Origin of the sequence: Streptomyces sp. NPDC056224 (genome assembly GCF_042267665.1) — a bacterium.
Taxonomy (GTDB): domain Bacteria; phylum Actinomycetota; class Actinomycetes; order Streptomycetales; family Streptomycetaceae; genus Streptomyces.
Map to the genome: position 1 here is coordinate 61,753 of NZ_JBHJTK010000003.1, position 17,852 is coordinate 79,604.

General features: G+C 73.1%; 15 protein-coding genes. 9 read left to right on the forward strand and 6 right to left on the reverse strand.

What is annotated here, in order from left to right:
- The first annotated feature begins 72 nt into the window (after positions 1 to 72).
- From ACFCZ1_RS05950 to ACFCZ1_RS05970, 5 genes are all read left to right on the forward strand, one after another.
- Complete coding sequence (locus tag ACFCZ1_RS05950) at positions 73 to 549, forward strand: hypothetical protein (protein WP_376677144.1); 477 nt, start codon at positions 73 to 75, stop codon at positions 547 to 549.
- 46 nt (positions 550 to 595) lie between these two features.
- A complete protein-coding gene (locus ACFCZ1_RS05955; RefSeq protein WP_376677145.1) occupies positions 596 to 1,822 on the forward strand; it encodes an arginine deiminase in 1,227 nt (408 codons plus the stop codon).
- 95 nt (positions 1,823 to 1,917) lie between these two features.
- A complete protein-coding gene (gene argF / locus ACFCZ1_RS05960) occupies positions 1,918 to 2,928 on the forward strand; it encodes an ornithine carbamoyltransferase (protein WP_376677146.1) in 1,011 nt (336 codons plus the stop codon).
- Between the two features lie 394 nt (positions 2,929 to 3,322).
- Positions 3,323 to 4,150, forward strand: a complete 828-nt coding sequence (locus ACFCZ1_RS05965) for an enoyl-CoA hydratase family protein (protein WP_376677147.1) — start codon at positions 3,323 to 3,325, stop codon at positions 4,148 to 4,150.
- A 4-nt stretch (positions 4,151 to 4,154) separates the two neighbouring features.
- Positions 4,155 to 6,404, forward strand: coding sequence for a bifunctional salicylyl-CoA 5-hydroxylase/oxidoreductase (locus ACFCZ1_RS05970; protein WP_376677148.1), 2,250 nt, complete (start codon positions 4,155 to 4,157; stop codon positions 6,402 to 6,404).
- A gap of 103 nt (positions 6,405 to 6,507) precedes the next feature.
- Here the strand turns inward: ACFCZ1_RS05970 and ACFCZ1_RS05975 are convergent, their stop codons facing one another.
- From ACFCZ1_RS05975 to ACFCZ1_RS05985, 3 genes are all read right to left on the reverse strand, one after another.
- On the reverse strand, positions 6,508 to 7,347 hold the full coding sequence (locus ACFCZ1_RS05975; RefSeq protein WP_376677149.1) for a GNAT family N-acetyltransferase: 840 nt from the start codon (positions 7,345 to 7,347) through the stop codon (positions 6,508 to 6,510).
- 86 nt (positions 7,348 to 7,433) lie between these two features.
- Positions 7,434 to 8,234: a PaaX family transcriptional regulator C-terminal domain-containing protein gene (locus ACFCZ1_RS05980; RefSeq protein ID WP_376677150.1), complete on the reverse strand. Its 801-nt coding sequence runs from the start codon at positions 8,232 to 8,234 to the stop codon at positions 7,434 to 7,436.
- Between the two features lie 4 nt (positions 8,235 to 8,238).
- The gene (locus ACFCZ1_RS05985) at positions 8,239 to 9,882 is read right to left on the reverse strand and encodes an AMP-binding protein (RefSeq protein ID WP_376677151.1); all 1,644 of its coding nucleotides are present in this window, start codon (positions 9,880 to 9,882) and stop codon (positions 8,239 to 8,241) included.
- 119 nt (positions 9,883 to 10,001) lie between these two features.
- Between ACFCZ1_RS05985 and ACFCZ1_RS05990 the strand changes: the two genes are divergently transcribed.
- Both ACFCZ1_RS05990 and ACFCZ1_RS05995 read left to right on the forward strand, forming a co-directional pair.
- Positions 10,002 to 11,147 (forward strand): acyl-CoA dehydrogenase family protein, encoded by a 1,146-nt coding sequence (locus ACFCZ1_RS05990; protein WP_376677152.1) that lies wholly within the window; start codon positions 10,002 to 10,004, stop codon positions 11,145 to 11,147.
- Positions 11,144 to 11,542, forward strand: a complete 399-nt coding sequence (locus ACFCZ1_RS05995; protein ID WP_376677153.1) for a RidA family protein — start codon at positions 11,144 to 11,146, stop codon at positions 11,540 to 11,542. The genes ACFCZ1_RS05990 and ACFCZ1_RS05995 overlap by 4 nt, the downstream gene beginning before the upstream one ends.
- A gap of 270 nt (positions 11,543 to 11,812) precedes the next feature.
- Here ACFCZ1_RS05995 and ACFCZ1_RS06000 read toward each other — a convergent pair whose 3' ends face one another.
- Together ACFCZ1_RS06000 and ACFCZ1_RS06005 are read right to left on the reverse strand one after the other, a co-directional pair.
- Complete coding sequence (locus ACFCZ1_RS06000; RefSeq protein WP_376677154.1) at positions 11,813 to 12,019, reverse strand: 4-oxalocrotonate tautomerase family protein; 207 nt, start codon at positions 12,017 to 12,019, stop codon at positions 11,813 to 11,815.
- A gap of 39 nt (positions 12,020 to 12,058) precedes the next feature.
- A complete protein-coding gene (locus ACFCZ1_RS06005) occupies positions 12,059 to 12,793 on the reverse strand; it encodes an SDR family NAD(P)-dependent oxidoreductase (protein ID WP_376677155.1) in 735 nt (244 codons plus the stop codon).
- A 108-nt stretch (positions 12,794 to 12,901) separates the two neighbouring features.
- On the opposite strand from ACFCZ1_RS06005, the gene ACFCZ1_RS06010 reads away from it, so the two are divergent.
- Positions 12,902 to 13,810 carry a LysR family transcriptional regulator gene (locus ACFCZ1_RS06010; RefSeq protein ID WP_376677156.1) on the forward strand — a complete coding sequence of 303 codons (909 nt, stop codon included), beginning with the start codon at positions 12,902 to 12,904 and terminating at the stop codon, positions 13,808 to 13,810.
- Positions 13,811 to 13,871: 61 nt separating this feature from the next.
- Here the strand turns inward: ACFCZ1_RS06010 and ACFCZ1_RS06015 are convergent, their stop codons facing one another.
- On the reverse strand, positions 13,872 to 15,242 hold the full coding sequence (locus ACFCZ1_RS06015; protein ID WP_376677157.1) for an aminopeptidase P family protein: 1,371 nt from the start codon (positions 15,240 to 15,242) through the stop codon (positions 13,872 to 13,874).
- A gap of 194 nt (positions 15,243 to 15,436) precedes the next feature.
- Here ACFCZ1_RS06015 and ACFCZ1_RS06020 point away from each other — a divergent pair, with 194 nt between their 5' ends.
- The gene (locus ACFCZ1_RS06020; protein ID WP_376677158.1) at positions 15,437 to 17,824 is read left to right on the forward strand and encodes a collagenase; all 2,388 of its coding nucleotides are present in this window, start codon (positions 15,437 to 15,439) and stop codon (positions 17,822 to 17,824) included.
- Positions 17,825 to 17,852: the final 28 nt, after the last annotated feature.

Here is a 17,852-nt window from a genome sequence, read left to right on the forward strand (position 1 = left end):
GAATGTCCGCGACCCTGGAAGGACGGAACGTCACCTATGAAGATGACCGCGCGCGGAAGCATTGCGGCACTCATGACCTGTATGGCCGCGGCCGCCGCGGCCACCCCGGCCGTGGCCGACTCGGTGCCGGTCGGTGTCCCGCTGGACGCTGTGAAGACCACGCTGGGCGTGGACACCCCGCGAGTGGCGACCGCGGTACCAATGCCGACCGTGGGAGCACCCGAGGCGCCCCGCTTCCACAAGGGGAACATGCTCCCGTCCCCACTGCTCCCGGTGGTCCCGATCGGCACCGAGCTCGGCAGCACCCTCGTCACCTCACCGGTGCCGAACCTGCTGGGCCGGCCGGAGACGGACGGCGAGGGCTCGCTGGAGTCGCCGGCCACCGATCTGGTCGCCCGGACCCCCGGCGTGGTCGCCGGCGGTCTGCTGACGATGCCGGACGCCTCCAACTCCGGTGTGCCGAACGTGGCGTTGCCCGAACTGGGCCTGACCACCCCGGAACTCATCGGCGCCCCGACGGCGCTTCTCGGCCTCGGCACCCCCCGCTGAGCGGACGCCCCGTCAAAGAGCCGCCCGGTCTGCGAACGTGTACGGCATGGGATTCCATGTCGACTCCGAGACCGGGCGGCTTCGCCGCGTCATCCTCCACCGGCCCGACCTGGAGCTGAAGCGGCTCACACCGAGCAACAAGGACGCGCTCCTCTTCGACGACGTGCTGTGGGTGCGCCGGGCCCGCCAGGAGCACGACGGCTTCGCGGACGTGCTGCGCGACCGGGGCGTGGAGGTGCACCTCTTCGGCGACCTGCTGTGCGAGGCCCTCGACATCCCGGAGGCGAGACACCTCGTACTGGACCGGGTGTTCGACGAGAAGGAGTACGGGCCGCTCGCCACCGACCACCTCCGGGCGGCCTTCGACGGGCTGGGTTCCGCTGCCCTGGCCGAGGCGCTGGTCGGCGGGATGACCAAGCGGGAGTTCCTCGACCGGCACACCGAGCCGGTGTCGGTCCGCTTCCACGCCCTGGAACTGGACGACTTCCTGCTGGGCCCGCTGCCCAACCACCTGTTCACCCGGGACACCTCCGCCTGGATCTACGACGGGGTGTCCGTCAACGCGATGCGCTGGCCCGCGCGGCAGCGCGAGACCGTCCACTTCGAAGCGATCTACAAGCACCATCCGCTCTTCACCTCCTCCGGCGCCTTCCACTACTGGTCGCAGGGACAGGTCGACTACCCCTCGACCATCGAAGGCGGTGACGTGCTGGTCATCGGGAACGGCGCGGTGCTCATCGGGATGAGCGAGCGGACCACCCCGCAGGCGGTGGAGATGCTGGCGCGGGGGCTGTTCGCCGCCGGGTCGGCGACCGCCATCGTGGCCCTGGACATGCCGAAGCGGCGGGCCTTCATGCACCTGGACACGGTGATGACGATGGTCGACGGAGATACGTTCACCCAGTACGCCGGACTCGGCATGCTCCGCTCCTACACGATCGAGCCGGGCAACGGTCCGGGCGAGCTGAAGGTGACCGACCACCCGCCGGAGCACATGCACCGGGCCATCGCGGCGGCGCTCGGGCTGGACTCGATCCGGGTGCTGACCGCGACGCAGGACGTGCACTCGGCGGAGCGCGAGCAGTGGGACGACGGGTGCAACGTGCTGGCCGTGGAGCCGGGCGTGGTGGTCGCCTACGAGCGGAACGTGACGACCAACACCCATCTGCGCAAGGAGGGCATCGAGGTCATCGAGATTCCGGGCAGCGAGCTGGGACGGGGCCGCGGCGGGCCGCGCTGCATGAGCTGCCCGGTCGAGCGGGACGCGGTCTGAAGGCTGCGTCACATACCGAGACGGTGCTGTATATCAATGCAGAGGATCGTATAGACTTCCAACATCCCCTGTCACCGTGACGCTGGAGCGACCCCATGGCCACCGACCTCGCCGGCCGCAGTTTTCTCAAGGAGCTCGACTTCACCGCCGCCGAGTTCCGCGGTCTGATCGAGCTCGCCGCGGGCCTCAAGGCGGCCAAGAAGGCCGGGACCGAGCAGCCCGCGCTCCAGGGCAGGAACATCGCGCTGATCTTCGAGAAGACCTCGACGCGCACCCGCTGCGCCTTCGAGGTCGCCGCCGCGGACCAGGGTGCCCGCACCACCTACCTCGACCCCGCGGGTTCCCAGATGGGACACAAGGAGTCGGTCAAGGACACGGCGCGGGTACTCGGCCGGATGTTCGACGGGATCGAGTACCGGGGTGACAGCCAGGAGACCGTCGAGGCGCTGGCCGCTCACGCGGGCGTGCCCGTCTTCAACGGCCTCACCGACGACTGGCACCCCACCCAGATGCTGGCCGACGTGCTCACCATGACCGAGCACACGGCCAAGCCGCTGGAGCGGATCTCCTTCGCCTACCTCGGCGACGCCCGCTTCAACATGGGCAACTCCTACCTCGTGACCGGTGCGCTGCTGGGCATGGACGTGCGGATCGTCGCGCCCGAGGCCTACTGGCCGGCCGAGCCCGTCGTGGCGGCGGCGCGCGCACTCGCGGAGCGCAGCGGCGCCCGGATCACGCTGACCGAGGAGATCGCCGAGGGCGTGACGGGGGCCGACTTCGTCCTGACCGACATCTGGGTGTCCATGGGCGAGCCCAAGGAGGTCTGGGACGAGCGGATCGCGGCCCTGTCCCCGTACGCGGTGACCATGGACGTGCTGCGCGCCACCGGCAACCCGGACGTGAAGTTCATGCACTGCCTGCCGGCCTTCCACGACCTCGGCACCGAGGTGGCGCGGGAGATCCACGAGCGGCACGGGCTGGACTCGCTGGAGGTGACGGACGAGGTGTTCGAGTCCGCGCACTCCATCGTCTTCGACGAGGCCGAGAACCGGCTGCACACCATCAAGGCCGTGCTGGTCGCCACGCTCGGGAAGCCCCGCGCGTAGGCGCGCTCATGGACCCGCGCCCGGCCCCCGCATAGTCATGCGCGGGCCGGCGGGGTGAGTCACACCGCGCCGTGCCCTCCGCCGTGCCTCCGTCGTGCGTCCGTCGTGCGTCCGTCGTGCGTCCGCGATGCCCCTCCGTCGTGCGTCCGCGATGTCCTCCGCGATGTCCTGATGTCCTCCGCCGTGCTCCTCGTCCGGACGGGCGTCCCGCCGTCCGCCGGAGCGGTCGGAGCGGGGCGCGGGCGGGCGGGGCGGCGGCTGCCGCGCGGTGCGGCCGTCGGCAGCGGCGTGGGGTCCGGCGGGTCCCTCCGTGCCGGTGGGGTCTGTCCGGTCGGTGGTTCCCGGTGTCGCGTTTCTGTGACGGCAGTCACGATCTGGTGATACCGTCGATCGTGTGAGCCCCTTCACCGGTTCCACAGAAGCGACCGAACGGTGGCGCCACCTCCGGGTGACCCGGCAGGACGGCGTGGCCACCGTCACCTTCGACCGCCCCGACAAGCTGAACGCGCTCACCTTCGGCGCCTACGCCGACCTGCGCGACCTGCTGGCAGAACTGTCCCGTGAACGGTCCGTGCGCGCCCTCGTGCTGGGCGGCGAGGGCCGCGGCTTCTGCTCCGGCGGGGACGTGGACGAGATCATCGGCGCCACCCTCGCCATGGACACCGCCCAGCTCCTCGACTTCAACCGGATGACCGGCCAGGTCGTCCGCGCCCTCCGCGAATGCCCCTTCCCGGTCATCGCCGCCGTGCACGGCGTCGCCGCCGGAGCCGGGGCCGTCCTCGCGCTCGCCGCCGACTTCCGCATCGCCGACCCCAGCGCCCGCTTCGCGTTCCTCTTCACCCGCGTCGGCCTCTCCGGCGGCGACATGGGCGCCGCCTACCTGCTGCCCCGCGTCGTCGGCCTCGGCCACGCCACCCGGCTGCTGATGCTCGGAGAGCCCGTCCGCGCCGCCGAGGCCGAACGGATCGGTCTGCTCAGCGAGCTCACCGAGGAGGGCAAGGCCCACGTACGGGCCGGTGAACTCGCCGCGCACCTGGCCGCCGGCCCCGCCCTCGCCTACGCGCAGACCAAGGCGCTCCTCACGGCCGAGCTCGACATGCCCCTGGCCGCGTCCGTGGAGCTGGACGCCAACACCCAGGCCCTGCTGATGAACGGCCAGGACTACGCGGAGTTCCACGCGGCCTTCACCGGGAAACGGCCGCCCGCCTGGAAGGGCAGGTAGCCGCATGCCCAACGGTGCCATGCGGGTCGCCGTCGTCGGCGGGGGACCGGGCGGGCTGTACGCCGCCGCACTGCTGGCCCGCCAGGGCCACACCGTGGAGGTCTGGGAACGGGGCGCGCCGGACGACACCTTCGGCTTCGGCGTGGTCCTCTCCGACGAGACCCTCGGCGGCATCGAGCAGGCGGACACCGTGGTCTACGAGGCCCTGAGCGCGGAGTTCGTGCGCTGGGACGACGTGGACATCGTCCACCGGGGCCGGCTGCTGACCTCCGGCGGCCACGGATTCGCCGCCCTCGGGCGGCGCCGGCTGCTGGAGATCCTGCACGGGCGCTGCGCCGGGCTCGGCGTCCGGCTCCGCTTCGGTACCGGGGAAGCGGACGCCGCGGCGCTCGCGGCCTCCCACGACCTGGTGGTCGCGGCCGACGGAGTGCACAGCGCGACCCGCGAGGCCGGCGCCGCGCACTTCGGGCCGACCGTGACGGGCGGCCGCTGCCGGTACATCTGGCTCGCCGCCGACTTCGCCTTCGACGCCTTCCGCTTCGAGATCGCGGAGACCGGGCACGGGGTGATGCAGCTGCACGCCTACCCCTACTCCGCGGACGCCTCCACGGTGATCGTGGAGATGCGCGAGGAGGTGTGGCGGGCGGCGGGCCTCGACCTGTGCGACGAGGACGAGTCGGCGGCCCGCTGCGCCAAGATCTTCAGCGAGGCCCTGCGCGGCCGCCCCCTGCACGGCAACCGCTCGGCCTGGACCCGGTTCCGCACCGTGGTCAACGAACGCTGGTCGCACGGGAACGTGGCCTTGCTCGGCGACGCCGCGCACACCGCCCACTTCTCCATCGGGTCCGGCACCAAGCTCGCCGTCGAGGACGCCCTCGCGCTCGCCGAAGCAGTCCGCACCGAGCCCGACGTGCCCACTGCGCTCGCGGCGTACGAGACCGCGCGGCGGCCCGCCGTGGCCAGCACCCAGCGGGCCGCGGCCGCCAGCATGCGCTGGTTCGAGGAGGCCGCCGGATACGTCGGCCAGCCCGCCCGGCAGTTCGCCTTCAACCTGCTCACGCGCAGCCGCCGGGTCACCCACGACAACCTGCGGCTGCGCGACGACCGGTTCACCCGGGCCGTGGAACGGGACTTCGGCTGCCCGGACGAGCGGACTGCACCCATGTTCACCCCGTTCACCCTGCGCGGGCTGACCCTGCGCAACCGGGTGGTGGTCTCACCGATGGACATGTACTCGGCCGAGGAGGGCGTCCCCGGCGACTTCCACCTCGTGCACCTGGGCGCGCGGGCCCTCGGCGGGGCCGGCCTGGTCATGACGGAGATGGTCTGCGCCAGCGCCGAAGGCCGGATCACCCCCGGCTGCACCGGCCTGTACACCCAGGAGCAGGCGGCCGCCTGGCAGCGGATCACCGACTTCGTGCACACCTCCGCGCCCGGTACCGCGCTCGGCGTCCAGCTCGGGCACTCGGGGCGCAAGGGGGCCACGCGCGTGATGTGGGAGGGCATGGACGACCCCCTCCCGGAGGGCGGCTGGCCGCTGGCGGCCGCCTCGGAGCTGCCCTACCGGCCGGGTGTCTCGGCCGTCCCCCGCGCCCTCACGCAGCGCGACATGGCGGCCGTCCGCTCGGACTTCGCGGCCGCCGCCGTCCGCGCCGCCGACTGCGGCTTCGACCTGCTCGAACTGCACTGCGCCCACGGCTACCTGCTCTCCGGGTTCCTCTCGCCGCTGACCAACCGGCGTGACGACGCCTACGGCGGTCCCCTGGAGAACCGCCTGCGCTTCCCGCTGGAGGTCTTCGACGCGGTCCGCGCCGTGTGGCCCGAGGACCGCCCGATGACCGTCCGCCTCTCGGCCACCGACTGGGCGCCGGGCGGCACCTCCCCGCAGGAGGCGGTGGACACCGCGGCCGCCTTCGCCGCCCACGGCGCGGACGCCGTCGACGTCTCGACCGGCCAGGTCGTGGCGGACGAGGCCCCGGAGTACGGGCGTTCGTACCAGACCCCGTACGCCGACCGGATCCGCAACGCGCTCGGCGTCCCCGTCATCGCCGTCGGCGCCATCTCGTCGTGGGACGACGTCAACTCGCTGCTGCTGGCCGGGCGCGCGGACCTCTGCGCCCTCGGCCGTCCCCACCTGTACGACCCCCAGTGGACCCTGCACGCGGCCGCCGACCAGTCCTACGAGGGTCCGGCCGCGCCCTGGCCCCTGCCCTACCGGGCGGGCAGCCGCAAGCCTCCGACGGGCCGCGGCTGAGGCCCCGGCGGGGGCGGCGCACCAGTCGGGTCGGTCGGGTCAGACGGGTCAGACGGGTCGGACGGGGTCGGACGGGTCGGTCGGGTCAGGCGGTTCGCGGGGCTCAGGCGGGCACGATCTCGGCACGGTCCTCGACCGGGGTGTAGCCCAGGCGCAGGTAGACGCCGTTGCTGGTCGGGTTGGCCAGGTCGGTGAAGAGCAGCACCTCGGAGGCACCCGCCGCGTACGCCGCCTCGCTCGCCGCGTGCGTGACCCCGGCGGCGTATCCGCGGCCGCGGGCCCCGGGCGGGGTGTAGACGGGGCCGACGCGGGCGGCCGAGCCGATCGGGCGGTTGAAGGAGGCCAGCGAGACCGGGGCGCCCTCGTGCTCCCAGAGCAGGATGCCTCCGTACGAGAGCCGGTCGCGCAGGACCGCCTCCGAGGCGGAGCCCGGGACCCCGGCCTCGGCGTTGAAACGCTCGATCCACTCCATCAGCAGCGGCAGGTCCGCCTCGGCGGCGAGCCGGGCGCGCCCGGCCGGCGCGGGATCCGGGGCGACCAGCCCGTCCAGCCGGTACAGGCGGATCTCCTCGGCGATCCGGGTGGGCCGTCCCCAGGCCTCGGCCAGCGCCTGCGCGTCCGGGCGGCGAGCGTTGATCCCGTGGAGTCCGGCGAGCAGCGGCTCGGTGGCGAGAGCGGCCCCGAGTACCCGGACCGCCTCCTCGGGCACCGAGCTGAGCAGCAGCGGGAACGGCGGGGTGCACAGCAGGCCCCCGGCAACCGTTCCGCCGGCGCCGGTCCACCAGCCGAAGAAGGGCTCGCCGGACCCGTATGCGGCGCTCCCGCGCCGCTCCAGCCCGTCGGCCACGGTCAGCAGAACGGTGTTGGCGACGGGATCCGCGGCCACGGCAGGGCCCGCCGCGGCCAGATAGGCCGCCAGGTCCGAAGTGAAGGTCCAGGTCATGGCCCATCCTGGCGCGGGCCCGGACCCCCGCGCACCCGAGTTTCGGGCCCGCCGGGCGGCCGGCTGGTCAGGCGCCTTGCGGCCGGTCAGGGCTGCGCGAAGCGCGCTCCCGCGTCCCGCAGCCGCGCGTGGAGCTCGGTGAACACGGCCGCGGCGCGGTCGCCCGGCCAGTCCGAGGGGAGCAGACCGCGCGGCAGGCCCGGGTCGGCGTACGGCAGGCGGCGCCAGCTGTCCAGGGCGAGGAGGTAGCCGCGGTAGGCCTCCTCCGGGGTCGGGTCCGGGCCCGACTGGAGGGCGCGCAGGGCGGGTTCGTGCTGATCGAGGAATTCCTCGTGCTGCTTGGCCAGGGACGTCAGGTCCCACCAGCGGGCCACGGCCTCCGCGGTCGGCGCGAAGCCGAGGTGGGCGCCGCGGAACAGTTCCACGTACGGCGTCAGGTGCAGCCGTTCCAGGGTGTGCCCGGTCTCCTCGGCCAGCCCGGCCGGGGCGATCCACACGCCCGGCGCCACCGCGCCGAAGCCGAGCCGGGCCAGCCGGGAGCGCAGCAGGTGCCGCTTGTGCCGCTCCTGCTCCGGGACGGAGAACACCACCACCAGCCACTCGTCCGACAGCTGCGGGCTGCCGTAGATCCGCCGGTCGCCGTCGTCCAGGAGCTGGCGGGCCTCCTCGGAGAGCTCGTACGCCGCCGAGCCGTCCGCGGCGCGCGCGGGCAGCAGGAAGCCGCGCCGCTTCAGCCGGGACACCGACGAGCGGACCGAAGGGGCGTCCACGCCGGCCGCGCCCAGCAGGCGGATCAGCTCGGACACCGGGACCGGTCCCTCGAAGGCCCGCCCGTAGGCGCCGTAGAACGTGACGATCAGAGATCGCGGAGTGTGCTGCTCGGCCACGGCTTCACTCTAGGGGGTGTCCCGGATCCCGCAGGCGGAAGCGTTGCAGTTTGCCCGTCGCCGTGCGGGGGAGGGCGGGGAGGAAGACGAAGGAGCGCGGGCACTTGTGGGGGGCCAGCTCGGCCCGCATGAAGGTGCGCAGGTCCTCCTCCGTGAGCACCACACCGTCACGCGTGACGGTGTACGCCACCACGACCTGCCCGCGTCGCTCGTCCGGGCGGCCCACCACCGCCGCCTCCAGCACGTCGGGGTGACGCAGCAGGGCCTCCTCCACCTCCGGGCCCGCGATGTTGTAGCCGGCCGAGACGATCATGTCGTCGGCGCGGGCGACGTAGCGGAAGTACCCCTCCGGGTCGCGGACGTAGGTGTCGCCCGTCAGGTTCCAGCCGCCCTGCACGTACTCCCCCTGCCGGGGATCGGCCAGGTAGCGGCAGCCCACGGGGCCCCGCACGGCCAGCAGCCCCGGCTCGTCGTCCGCGACCGGCCGGCCGTACGGGTCCACCACGCGCGCCTGCCAGCCCGGGACCACCCGGCCGGTCGTACCCGGCCGGATGTCCTCGTCGGCGGCGGAGATGAAGATGTGCAGCAGTTCGGTCGCCCCGATGCCGTTGATGATCCTCAGACCGGTGCGCTCGTACCAGGCCTGCCAGGTCGCGGCGGGCAGGTTCTCCCCGGCGGAGACGCAGCGCCGCAGCGCGGAGAGGTCGTACGCGCCCACGTCGTGCGGGCCCAGCGCGTCCAGCATCGCCCGGTACGCGGTCGGCGCCGTGAACAGCACCGTCACACGGTGCTCGGCGAGCGCGGGCAGCAGGTGGCGCGGACCGGCCTCCTCCAGCAGCAGCGCGGACGCCCCGGCCCGCAGCGGGAAGACGACCAGCCCGCCGAGGCCGAAGGTGAACCCGAGCGGCGGGCTGCCCGCGAAGACGTCGTCGGGGCGGGGACGCAGAACGCGGCGCGAGAAGGTGTCGGCGACGGCGAGCACGTCGCGGTGGAAGTGCATGCAGCCCTTCGGCCGCCCGGTGGTGCCGGAGGTGAAGGCGATCAGGGCGACGTCGTCGCAGGAGGTCGGGGCGGCGGTGAACGGCCGGCCCGCGTGCCGCTCGGCCAGGTGCAGCAGATCGCCCGGCGCCCCGCCGCCGTACGCGGTGATCCGCAGCCCCGGCACCTCGGCCTTGACCAGGTCGTCCAGCACTTCCGCGTGGCACAGGGCGTGACCCACCCGGGCCATCGCGCAGACGGTGGCCAGCTCCTGGGCGCGCTGCTGGGGCAGTACGGTCACGGCCACCGCGCCCGCCTTGACCACGGCGAGCCAGCAGGCGGCGAGCCAGGGGCCGGTGGGCCCGCGCAGGAGCACCCGGTTGCCGGGGACGACGCCGAGATCGGCGGTGAGCACGTGGGCGAGGCGGTCCACGCGCTCGCGCAGGCCGCCGTACGTCCACACCTCGCCCGCGCCGCTGCGGAAGGCGGGCCGGGCGGCGCCGCCCGGCCCGAACCGGGCGATGGTGGCGTCGAGCAGCTCGGCCGCGCAGTTCAGGCGGTCCGGGTAGGCCAGGTCGGGCAACTCGAAGAGGAGTTCCGGCCACGTGTCGGCGGGCGGCAGATGGTCGCGGGCGAAGGTGTCGGCGTGAGCGGAAGGCTTGAGCTCCAAGGCGGGTACGCCCCCTTGCAACGTCCGGATTGTGGGTGGAGCCGGCCGTGCGGTACCACACGAGCGTATCGTGATGGTGACGACAGTCAACAGGACGCGATAGAAGCGGGGATGTTCGGATGACCGGATTCGCGCTCGGGGTGGACCAGGAGGAGTGGTGCGCGCACTTGCGCGCGCTGTCGGCCGACCGGCTGAGGCCGCTGGCCGAGAAGGGCGAGCCGGGGCGGATCAATCGGCCGCTGCTCGCGGAGCTGGGTGAACTGGGCCTGCTGGAGCGGGTGTTCGCCTCTGGCGCGCTGGAGCTGTGCCTGCTGCGCGAATCCCTCGCGTACGGCTGCACGGAGGCCGAGACGGCGCTCGCACTGCAGGGGCTGGGCGCGTACCCGGTCCTGCGGGCGGGCAGCGAGGCGCAGCGCGCGCGCTGGCTGCCCGGAGTGCGCGCCGGGCGGGCGGTGGCCGCCTTCGCGCTCAGCGAGCCGGGGGCGGGCTCGGACGCGGCGGCGCTGGCGCTGGAGGCGGCCCCCGATTCCGGGGGCGCGGACGGGGGCCGGGGCGGGTGGCGGCTCAGCGGGGAGAAGTGCTGGATCTCCAACGCCCCGGAGGCGGATTTCTACACGGTGTTCGCCCGGACGGGTGAAGGGCCGGGCGCCAAGGGGGTGTCGGCCTTCCTGGTGCCGGCGGACCGGCCGGGGCTCACCGGTGAGCCGCTCGACATGCTGTCCCCGCACCCCATCGGCTCCCTGGCCTTCGACGGCGTCCCCGTCGGCCCCGAGGACCTGCTCGGTGAGCCCGGTCGCGGATTCCGGGTCGCGATGGACACGCTGAACCTCTTCCGGCCGAGCGTCGGGGCGTTCGCGGTGGGCATGGCCCGGGCCGCGCTCGACGCGACGCTCGCGCACACGGCGGCCCGGACCGCCTTCGGCGGGGTCCTGGGCGACCTGCAGGCGGTGGCCCACCGAGTGGCGGAGATGGCCACCCGGACCGAGGCCGCCCGGCTCCTCGTCTACGCGGCGGCCGGAGCGTACGACAGCGGCTCGCCGGACGTGCCACGCCGCGCGGCCATGGCGAAGCTCCTCGCCACGGAGACGGCCCAGTACGTCGTGGACCACGCGGTCCAGCTCCACGGAGCCGTCGCCCTGCGCCGGGGCCATCTGCTCGAACACCTCTACCGGGAGGTGCGGGCCCCGCGGATCTACGAGGGCGCGAGCGAGGTCCAGCGCACCATCATCGCGAAGGAGATGTACCGGGCGGTGGCGCCGCGATGAGTCCGGAGCGGATCAACCCGGCCGAGCTGTCCCCGCCGAAGGGCTTCTCGCACGCGGTGGCGGCGGCCGGCTCCCGGCTGGTGTTCCTGGCGGGCCAGACCGCGCTGGACTCCGAAGGCACAGTGGTGGGCGAGACCCTGCCCGAGCAGTTCGAGCGGGCCCTCGTCAACCTCCTGACCGCCCTCGCGGCGGCCGGCGGCGCGCCGGCCGACCTGGCGCGTGTGACCGTCTACGCGGTGGACGTGCCGGCGTACCGGGACTGCGCCGCCGAACTCGGGCGGATCTGGCGGCGGCTGGCGGGCCGCGACTACCCGGCGATGGCCGTCATCGGCGTGGTCCGCCTCTGGGACGACCAGGCGATGGTCGAACTCGACGGCGTCGCGGTCCTGCCGTAGCCCCGGCGGCCGGCCCGCAACGGCCGGCGCCGCTCGGGAGGTGCCCCTGGCGGGACCGGACGGTGCGGCGCCGCTGCCGGGGGCTCCGCCCCGGACCCGCGCCCCCGTCGCCGGCGGGGCCGGACCCGGCTGGTGCCGTCCGCCCGGCGTTCGAGGGCGCACCCGTGCCGCAGGCGCCGGGTCCGTGGTGGACCCGGCGCCTGCGGCGGTCGAATCGCGGGGCGGGGCTGCGCCGGGGAAAGCCCGGCGCAGCGGTACGGCCCCGGCGTGCTATCCGCGCATGCGGCGGCGGTACTCGTCCGTGCGGACGCCGCCCACGCCCCAGTCCTCCAGGGCGACTTCGTCGATGAGGACGAAGGTGGTGGCCGGGTCCTTGTCGAGGACCCGGACCAGCAGGTCGGTGACGCCGGCGATGATCTCGGCCTTCTGGGCCGCGGTGGCACCCTCACGGGTGATCTTGACGTTGACGTACGGCACGGTGGCAGGTCCTTCCTGGTCGGCGGGGGGAGGGGCGGATCAGGCGCGGCCGGTGACGTGGCCGCCGTCCACGCGCAACGCGTGGCCGGTGACGAACGTGGCGCCCGCGAGGTAGAGCACCGCCTCGGAGATGTCGGAGACCTCGCCGACCCGGTTCAGCAGGGCGAGACCGGCGAAGGAGTCCACGTCGGAGCCCGCGTGCAGCGGCGTGCGGACGATCCCGGCCGCGACGAGGTTGACGCGGATCCCGTCGGCCGCGAGCTCGGCGGACAGGCTCGTGGTCAGCCCGTGCACACCGGCCTTGCTCACCACCGGCGCGGAGGCCGGGAAGCCGGCCAGCCCGTGGTCCACGAGGACGGTGCCGATGTTGACGATGCTGCCGCCCTCGCCCTGGGCGCGCAGCGCCCGCACCACGGCCTGGGTGGTGAGGTAGGTGCCCTTGAGATTGCCGGTCAGGAAGCCGTCGAGCTCGTCCTCGGTGACCTCGGTGAAGGGCTTGGGGGCGAAGGTGCCGGCGTTGTTGACCAGGACGTCGATCCGGCCGAAGCGCTCCTGTGCGGTGCGGACCATCGACTCGCCGGTCTTCGGATCGGCGATGGCGCCCGCGACCCAGGCGGTCCGCTCCGGACGGCCGAGGCCGGCCGCCGCCTTCGCGAGGCGCTCCGGGTCCCGGCCGTTCAGGACGACGTTGGCGCCGCTCGCCAGGAAGGCGCGGGCGATGTCGAGGCCGATGCCGCTGGAGGAGCCGGTGATCAGTGCGGTGCTGGTGTTCATGGTTCATGCGCCTTTCGCGGCGGTGGGTCCGTCGGTGACACCAGAAACGTACGAACCCTCAACGCATAACACCACGACGTAGATTGGAGCATGTAATAATCCCAGGTTATGGATGTGGACCTGCGTGACCTGGAGCTCCTCGCCGCCACCGCCGAGGCCGGCTCGCTGACCGCCGCCGCCGAGCGGCTCTACGTCAGCCAGCCGGCCCTCAGCCAGCGGCTCACCCGGCTGGAGGCCCGCCTCGGCATGCCCCTCTTCGACCGCAAGGGCCGCCGTCTGATCGCCAACGCCGCCGGCCGCCGGCTGCTGGTGGCCGCCCGCCACGTCCTCGGTGAACTGGAGTCGGCCTCCCGCGACCTGCGCGAACTGCGCGACGGCCGCGACCGGCGGGTCCGTTTCACCGCGCAGTGCAGCACCACCTTCCCGTGGCTGCCGCCCGTCCTGCGCGCCTTCCGCGAGCGCGAACCGGACATCGACGTGCGCATCGAGACCGTCGCCGACGACGCGCCGGTTCCGGCGCTGCTCGCCGACCTGGTCGACGTCGCGCTGGTCACCAAACCGGACCTGCAGATGGACCGGGTCTCCCTGACCCGGCTGTTCGAGGACGAGATGGTGGCCGTGGTTCCCGCCGGGCACCCGTGGGCCTCCCGCCCGCACCTGACCGCCCGTGACTTCGACGGCGCCGACCTCGTCCTCTACGACTTCTACGACCAAAAGCGCATCCCGTCGCTGCCGCTGCCGATCCCCACCGGAGCCCGCCCGGCCAGGATCACCACCATGCCGGTGGTGACTGACCTGGTGGTCGAGATGGTGGCGGGCGGCCAGGGCGTGACGGTGCTGCCCAACTGGGTGGCCGCCCCGTACGCCTCCTCGCACGGCCTGGCACTGGTCCGCATCGGCGCACGGCCGCTGACCCGCACCTGGTTCTGCGCCACCCGCCCCGGCCCGCGCCCGCCCCACGTGGACGCCTTCGTCGAGGAACTCACCAGCCGCCTCACCGCCCCCGTGAGCGGCTAGTGCCGTGGCCGGCAAGCCGGGCCGGCCACAGCACCGGTGCGGTGGCCGGCCCGTCCTCGGGTCAGCCCTCCAGCAGGCGGCCCATCCACTCCTCGATGCCCGCCACCGTGCGGGGCAGGGCGCCCGACATGAGGCGTGCGCCGTCCGCCGTGACGATCAGGTCGTCCTCGATGCGGACCCCGATGCCGCGCAGCTCCGGCGGCAGGGTCTCGTCGTCCGGCTGGAGGTACAGGCCCGGTTCCACCGTCAGGACCTGGCCCTCCTCCAGGACCCCCTCCAGATAGGTCTCCGCCCGCGCCTTCGCGCAGTCGTGGACGTCCAGGCCCAGCATGTGACCGCTGCTGCACAGCGTGTACCGCCGGTGCAGGTCGCCCTCCGCGTTCTTCAGGACGCCCCACTCCGCCAGGCCCTCCGCGATCACCCGCATCCCGGCCCGGTGGAAGTCCCCGAAGCTCGCCCCCGGCCGCAGGGCCGCCATGCCCGCCTCCTGGGCGGCCAGGACCAGTTCGTACACCTGCCGCTGCACGGGGGAGAAGCGGCCCGACAGCGGGAGGGTGCGCGTGATGTCCGCCGTGTACAGGGTGTCCGTCTCCACGCCCGCGTCCAGGAGCAGCAGTTCGTCCCCGGTCAGCCGGCCGTCGTTGCGGATCCAGTGCAGGGCGCACGCGTGCGCGCCCGCCGCCGCGATCGTCTCGTACCCGGTGCCGTTGCCCTCGGCCCGCGCGCGCAGGCCGAAGACCCCCTCGATCCACCGCTCCCCGCGCGGATGTGCCAGCGCGCGCGGCAGCGCCCGTGCGACGTCCTCGAAGCCCGCCGTCGTGTGGTCGACCGCCAGCTGGAGCTGCTCCACCTCCCACGCGTCCTTGACCAGGCGCAACTCCGAGAGCGCGGCGGCCAGTTCCGCGTCGGTGGACGCGTCGCGGCCCGCCGGTGACCCGAGCTGGTCCAGGTGGGCGCAGCGGATGCCGGTGAGGCGTTCCGCCTCGGCCAGGTCCGGCCGGCGGCCCACCCAGAACTCCCCGTACCGGCGGTCGCGGTAGAACTCCCCGCTGCCGTCCGCCCGGGCCGAGCGCGGCCGCAGGTACAGCACCGCCTCGTGCGCGTGCGGGCCCGAGGGCTCCATGACCAGCACGTGGCCCGCCTGGTCCTCGCCCGTCAGGGCGGTCAGCCAGGCGTACGCGCTGTGCGGGCGGAAGCGGTAGTCGCAGTCGTTGGAGCGGACCTTCAGTCCGCCGGCCGGGATGATCAGCCGCTCGCCCGGGAAGCGCGCCGAGAGCCGCGCCCGGCGGGCGGGGGTGACGGCGTGGCCGGGGACGCGGGCGGAGTCGGGCAGGGGGGAAGAGGCCCAGTTGCCCGCCATGAACCGGGACAACTCATCTGATACCGGCAGGTCGTGGCTGCCGGTGTTGAGGCGGGAGGGGGTGTCGTTCACGGGGTCTCCCTCAAGAAGATGCGAACTGATGGACGCACAGGTCTTGCCAGTGCAATTTCACATTACTATGTTACAGCTCACACCGCGGCACGTTAATCCCCGTCAAACGCCGCGTGACACAGAGCAGTTGAAGTCGCTCAGGGCAGTTCACACGCACCACCCCCCACCTCTCCCTCTCCAATCAGGAGTCCTCGGTGCTCAAGCACAGAGCTGTGCGTTCCTCCCTCCTCGCCTCCGCCGTCGCGGTCACCCTCCTCGCCACCGCGGGCCAGGCCACCACGCAGGCCGCGGAGTCCGCAGCCCCGGCCGCGTTCACCGGCGCCCGGTCCGCCACCCCGGCCCCCGGCCCCGCCGCGAACCCGTTCGACGAGGTCGACCACCTCGCCAACGCACCCAAGACCGACCCCGCGCCCGCCCCGGCCCCGGGCGGGCAGACCCTCACCGGGCAGGTTCCCGGCTCCGCGACGGCTGCCACCGCCACGGCCGCCGACCGGACCGAGCGGGTCGAGAAGAGCGGCAAGGCGGCCACCCAGGCCCCCACGGCGCGGAGCGTCGCCGCGGGCGTCCCCTGCACCCTCGACGGGATCACCGGCCTCACCCCGGAGCAGTTCGCCGACTTCCTCGGTGACCAGGCCGTCCTCGCCGACGGCTGTCTGCGCGGCCTCATCTGGACGTGGGACGCCCGCCTGGCCCCCGTCATGTCCGACGCGCACGTCCAGGCCGTCTCGCGCCGGATATCCGGCCTGGCCGCCGCCCACGACGGCCGCAACTCCTCCCACCTGGAGGAGATGTTCACCTACCTGCACGCGGTCGCCTACCACGACTACTCGCGCTCCGAGATCGACGTGACCGACGCGCCGACCGTGAACGCCATGCGCCAGGCCATCGCCGACTTCGGCAACGCCGCCCGCACCTTCGACGTCACGGCCTCCAACGCCCGGACCCTGCGCGAGGCCCTCTACGCCGGCAGCGCGCCGGGCCTGCGCCAGCACCAGCTGGGGCTCATCACGAAGGTCCTCGCCACCATGGACCCGGCCCACCCGGCCACCCACCTGGACGCCGGCTGGGCGGGCGCGGCGCTCGCCGCCCTCTCCGTCAACTACCTCGGCGTCTACGACGGCAACCGCGACACCGCGTTCCAGGCGGCGGTGGCGGCCGACCCCTCGTACCGCGCGGCCTTCAAGGCCTTCTCGGGCTACACCCACCTCAAGGGCACGGGCAACGCCTGGGTGGTGCGCGACGCGCTCGGCGAGTACGGCCGCTTCGGCCAGATCCCGGCACTCAAGGACCAGATCGTCGCCGACCTCGGCGCCCTGCTGGGTCCGGTGAAGTCCGCCTTCGGCAGCGAGCCGTGGGCCAAGCTCGTCTCCTGGCTCAACTACTACCAGGCGTGCAAGCAGTACGCGGTCTGCAAGGAGGACATCGAGAAGCAGATCTTCCCGTACACCTACAGCTACGACAACGGCAGCATCAAGGTCCGTACCGCCCTCGACCGGGCCACCGTCGACCAGCTCTACTACGCGAGCAAGCAGGTCAAGACCCAGTACCACCGGGTCCTGGGTACCGACCAGCCCCTCGCCGGCGACCCCAACACCACGCTGAACATCGTGCTCTACGCCTCCCGCGCGGACTACGAGAACTACCACCCGATCCTGACCGGCTACGGCACCAACAACGGCGGCATCTACATCGAGAACGGCGCCACCTTCTACACGTACCAGCGCCGCGTCCCCCAGGACTCCTCCCTCACCCTCGAAGAGCTGTTCCGCCACGAGTACACGCACTACCTCAACGGCCGCTTCGCCGTGCCCGGCTTCTTCGGCGAGGGCCCCTGGTACGAGGGCGACCGTACGACCGCCATGGACGAGGGCACGGCCGAGTTCTTCGACGGTGCCACCCGCGACAACGGCATCGCCGTCCGCAAGTCCCTGGTCAAGAGCATCATCAGCGACACGTCCGGCGGCGGCCCGCGCATGAGCGTCGAGCAGCTGCTGAACGCCACCTACGACGGCGACGGCTTCCGCTTCTACAGCTACGCCGGCACCTTCTTCGAGTTCCTGTGGACCGAGAAGCCGAGCCTGCTGCGCGAGATGTACACCCACCTCCGCAACAACGACGTGGCCGCGTACGACGCCTGGCGCCACCGGATGGGCGCCGACACCTACCTCCAGCGCGACTACGACCGCTTCCTGGACGCGCAGATCGCCAAGGTGGACCAGCTCTTCGTGCCGAACACCTCCTTCACCCCGAACGACCAGCTGCGCGACTCGGCGCTGGCCTCGGTGAAGTCGGCCTTCGCCACGGCCACGTACAACACCCCGGACTGCGTGGAGAACGGCGACCCGGGCAAGCGCCGCTTCACCTGTACCGGCCGGATCACCGCGAACCTGAAGAACTGGCGCAGCGACGACCAGAACTTCAAAGACATGTCCGAGACGGTCGACTACTTCATCCTCGACCGCGCCGGCGCGGCCTCCAACAACCTCGCCGACATGAACTGCTCCTTCGGCCCGATGGAGATCTGGAGCAACAAGGTCGCGGCGACGTCGAGTTACAGCTGCGAGGGCCCGCTCCGCAGCTGACCCGTACCGGACCGGTCCCGCACCCCGC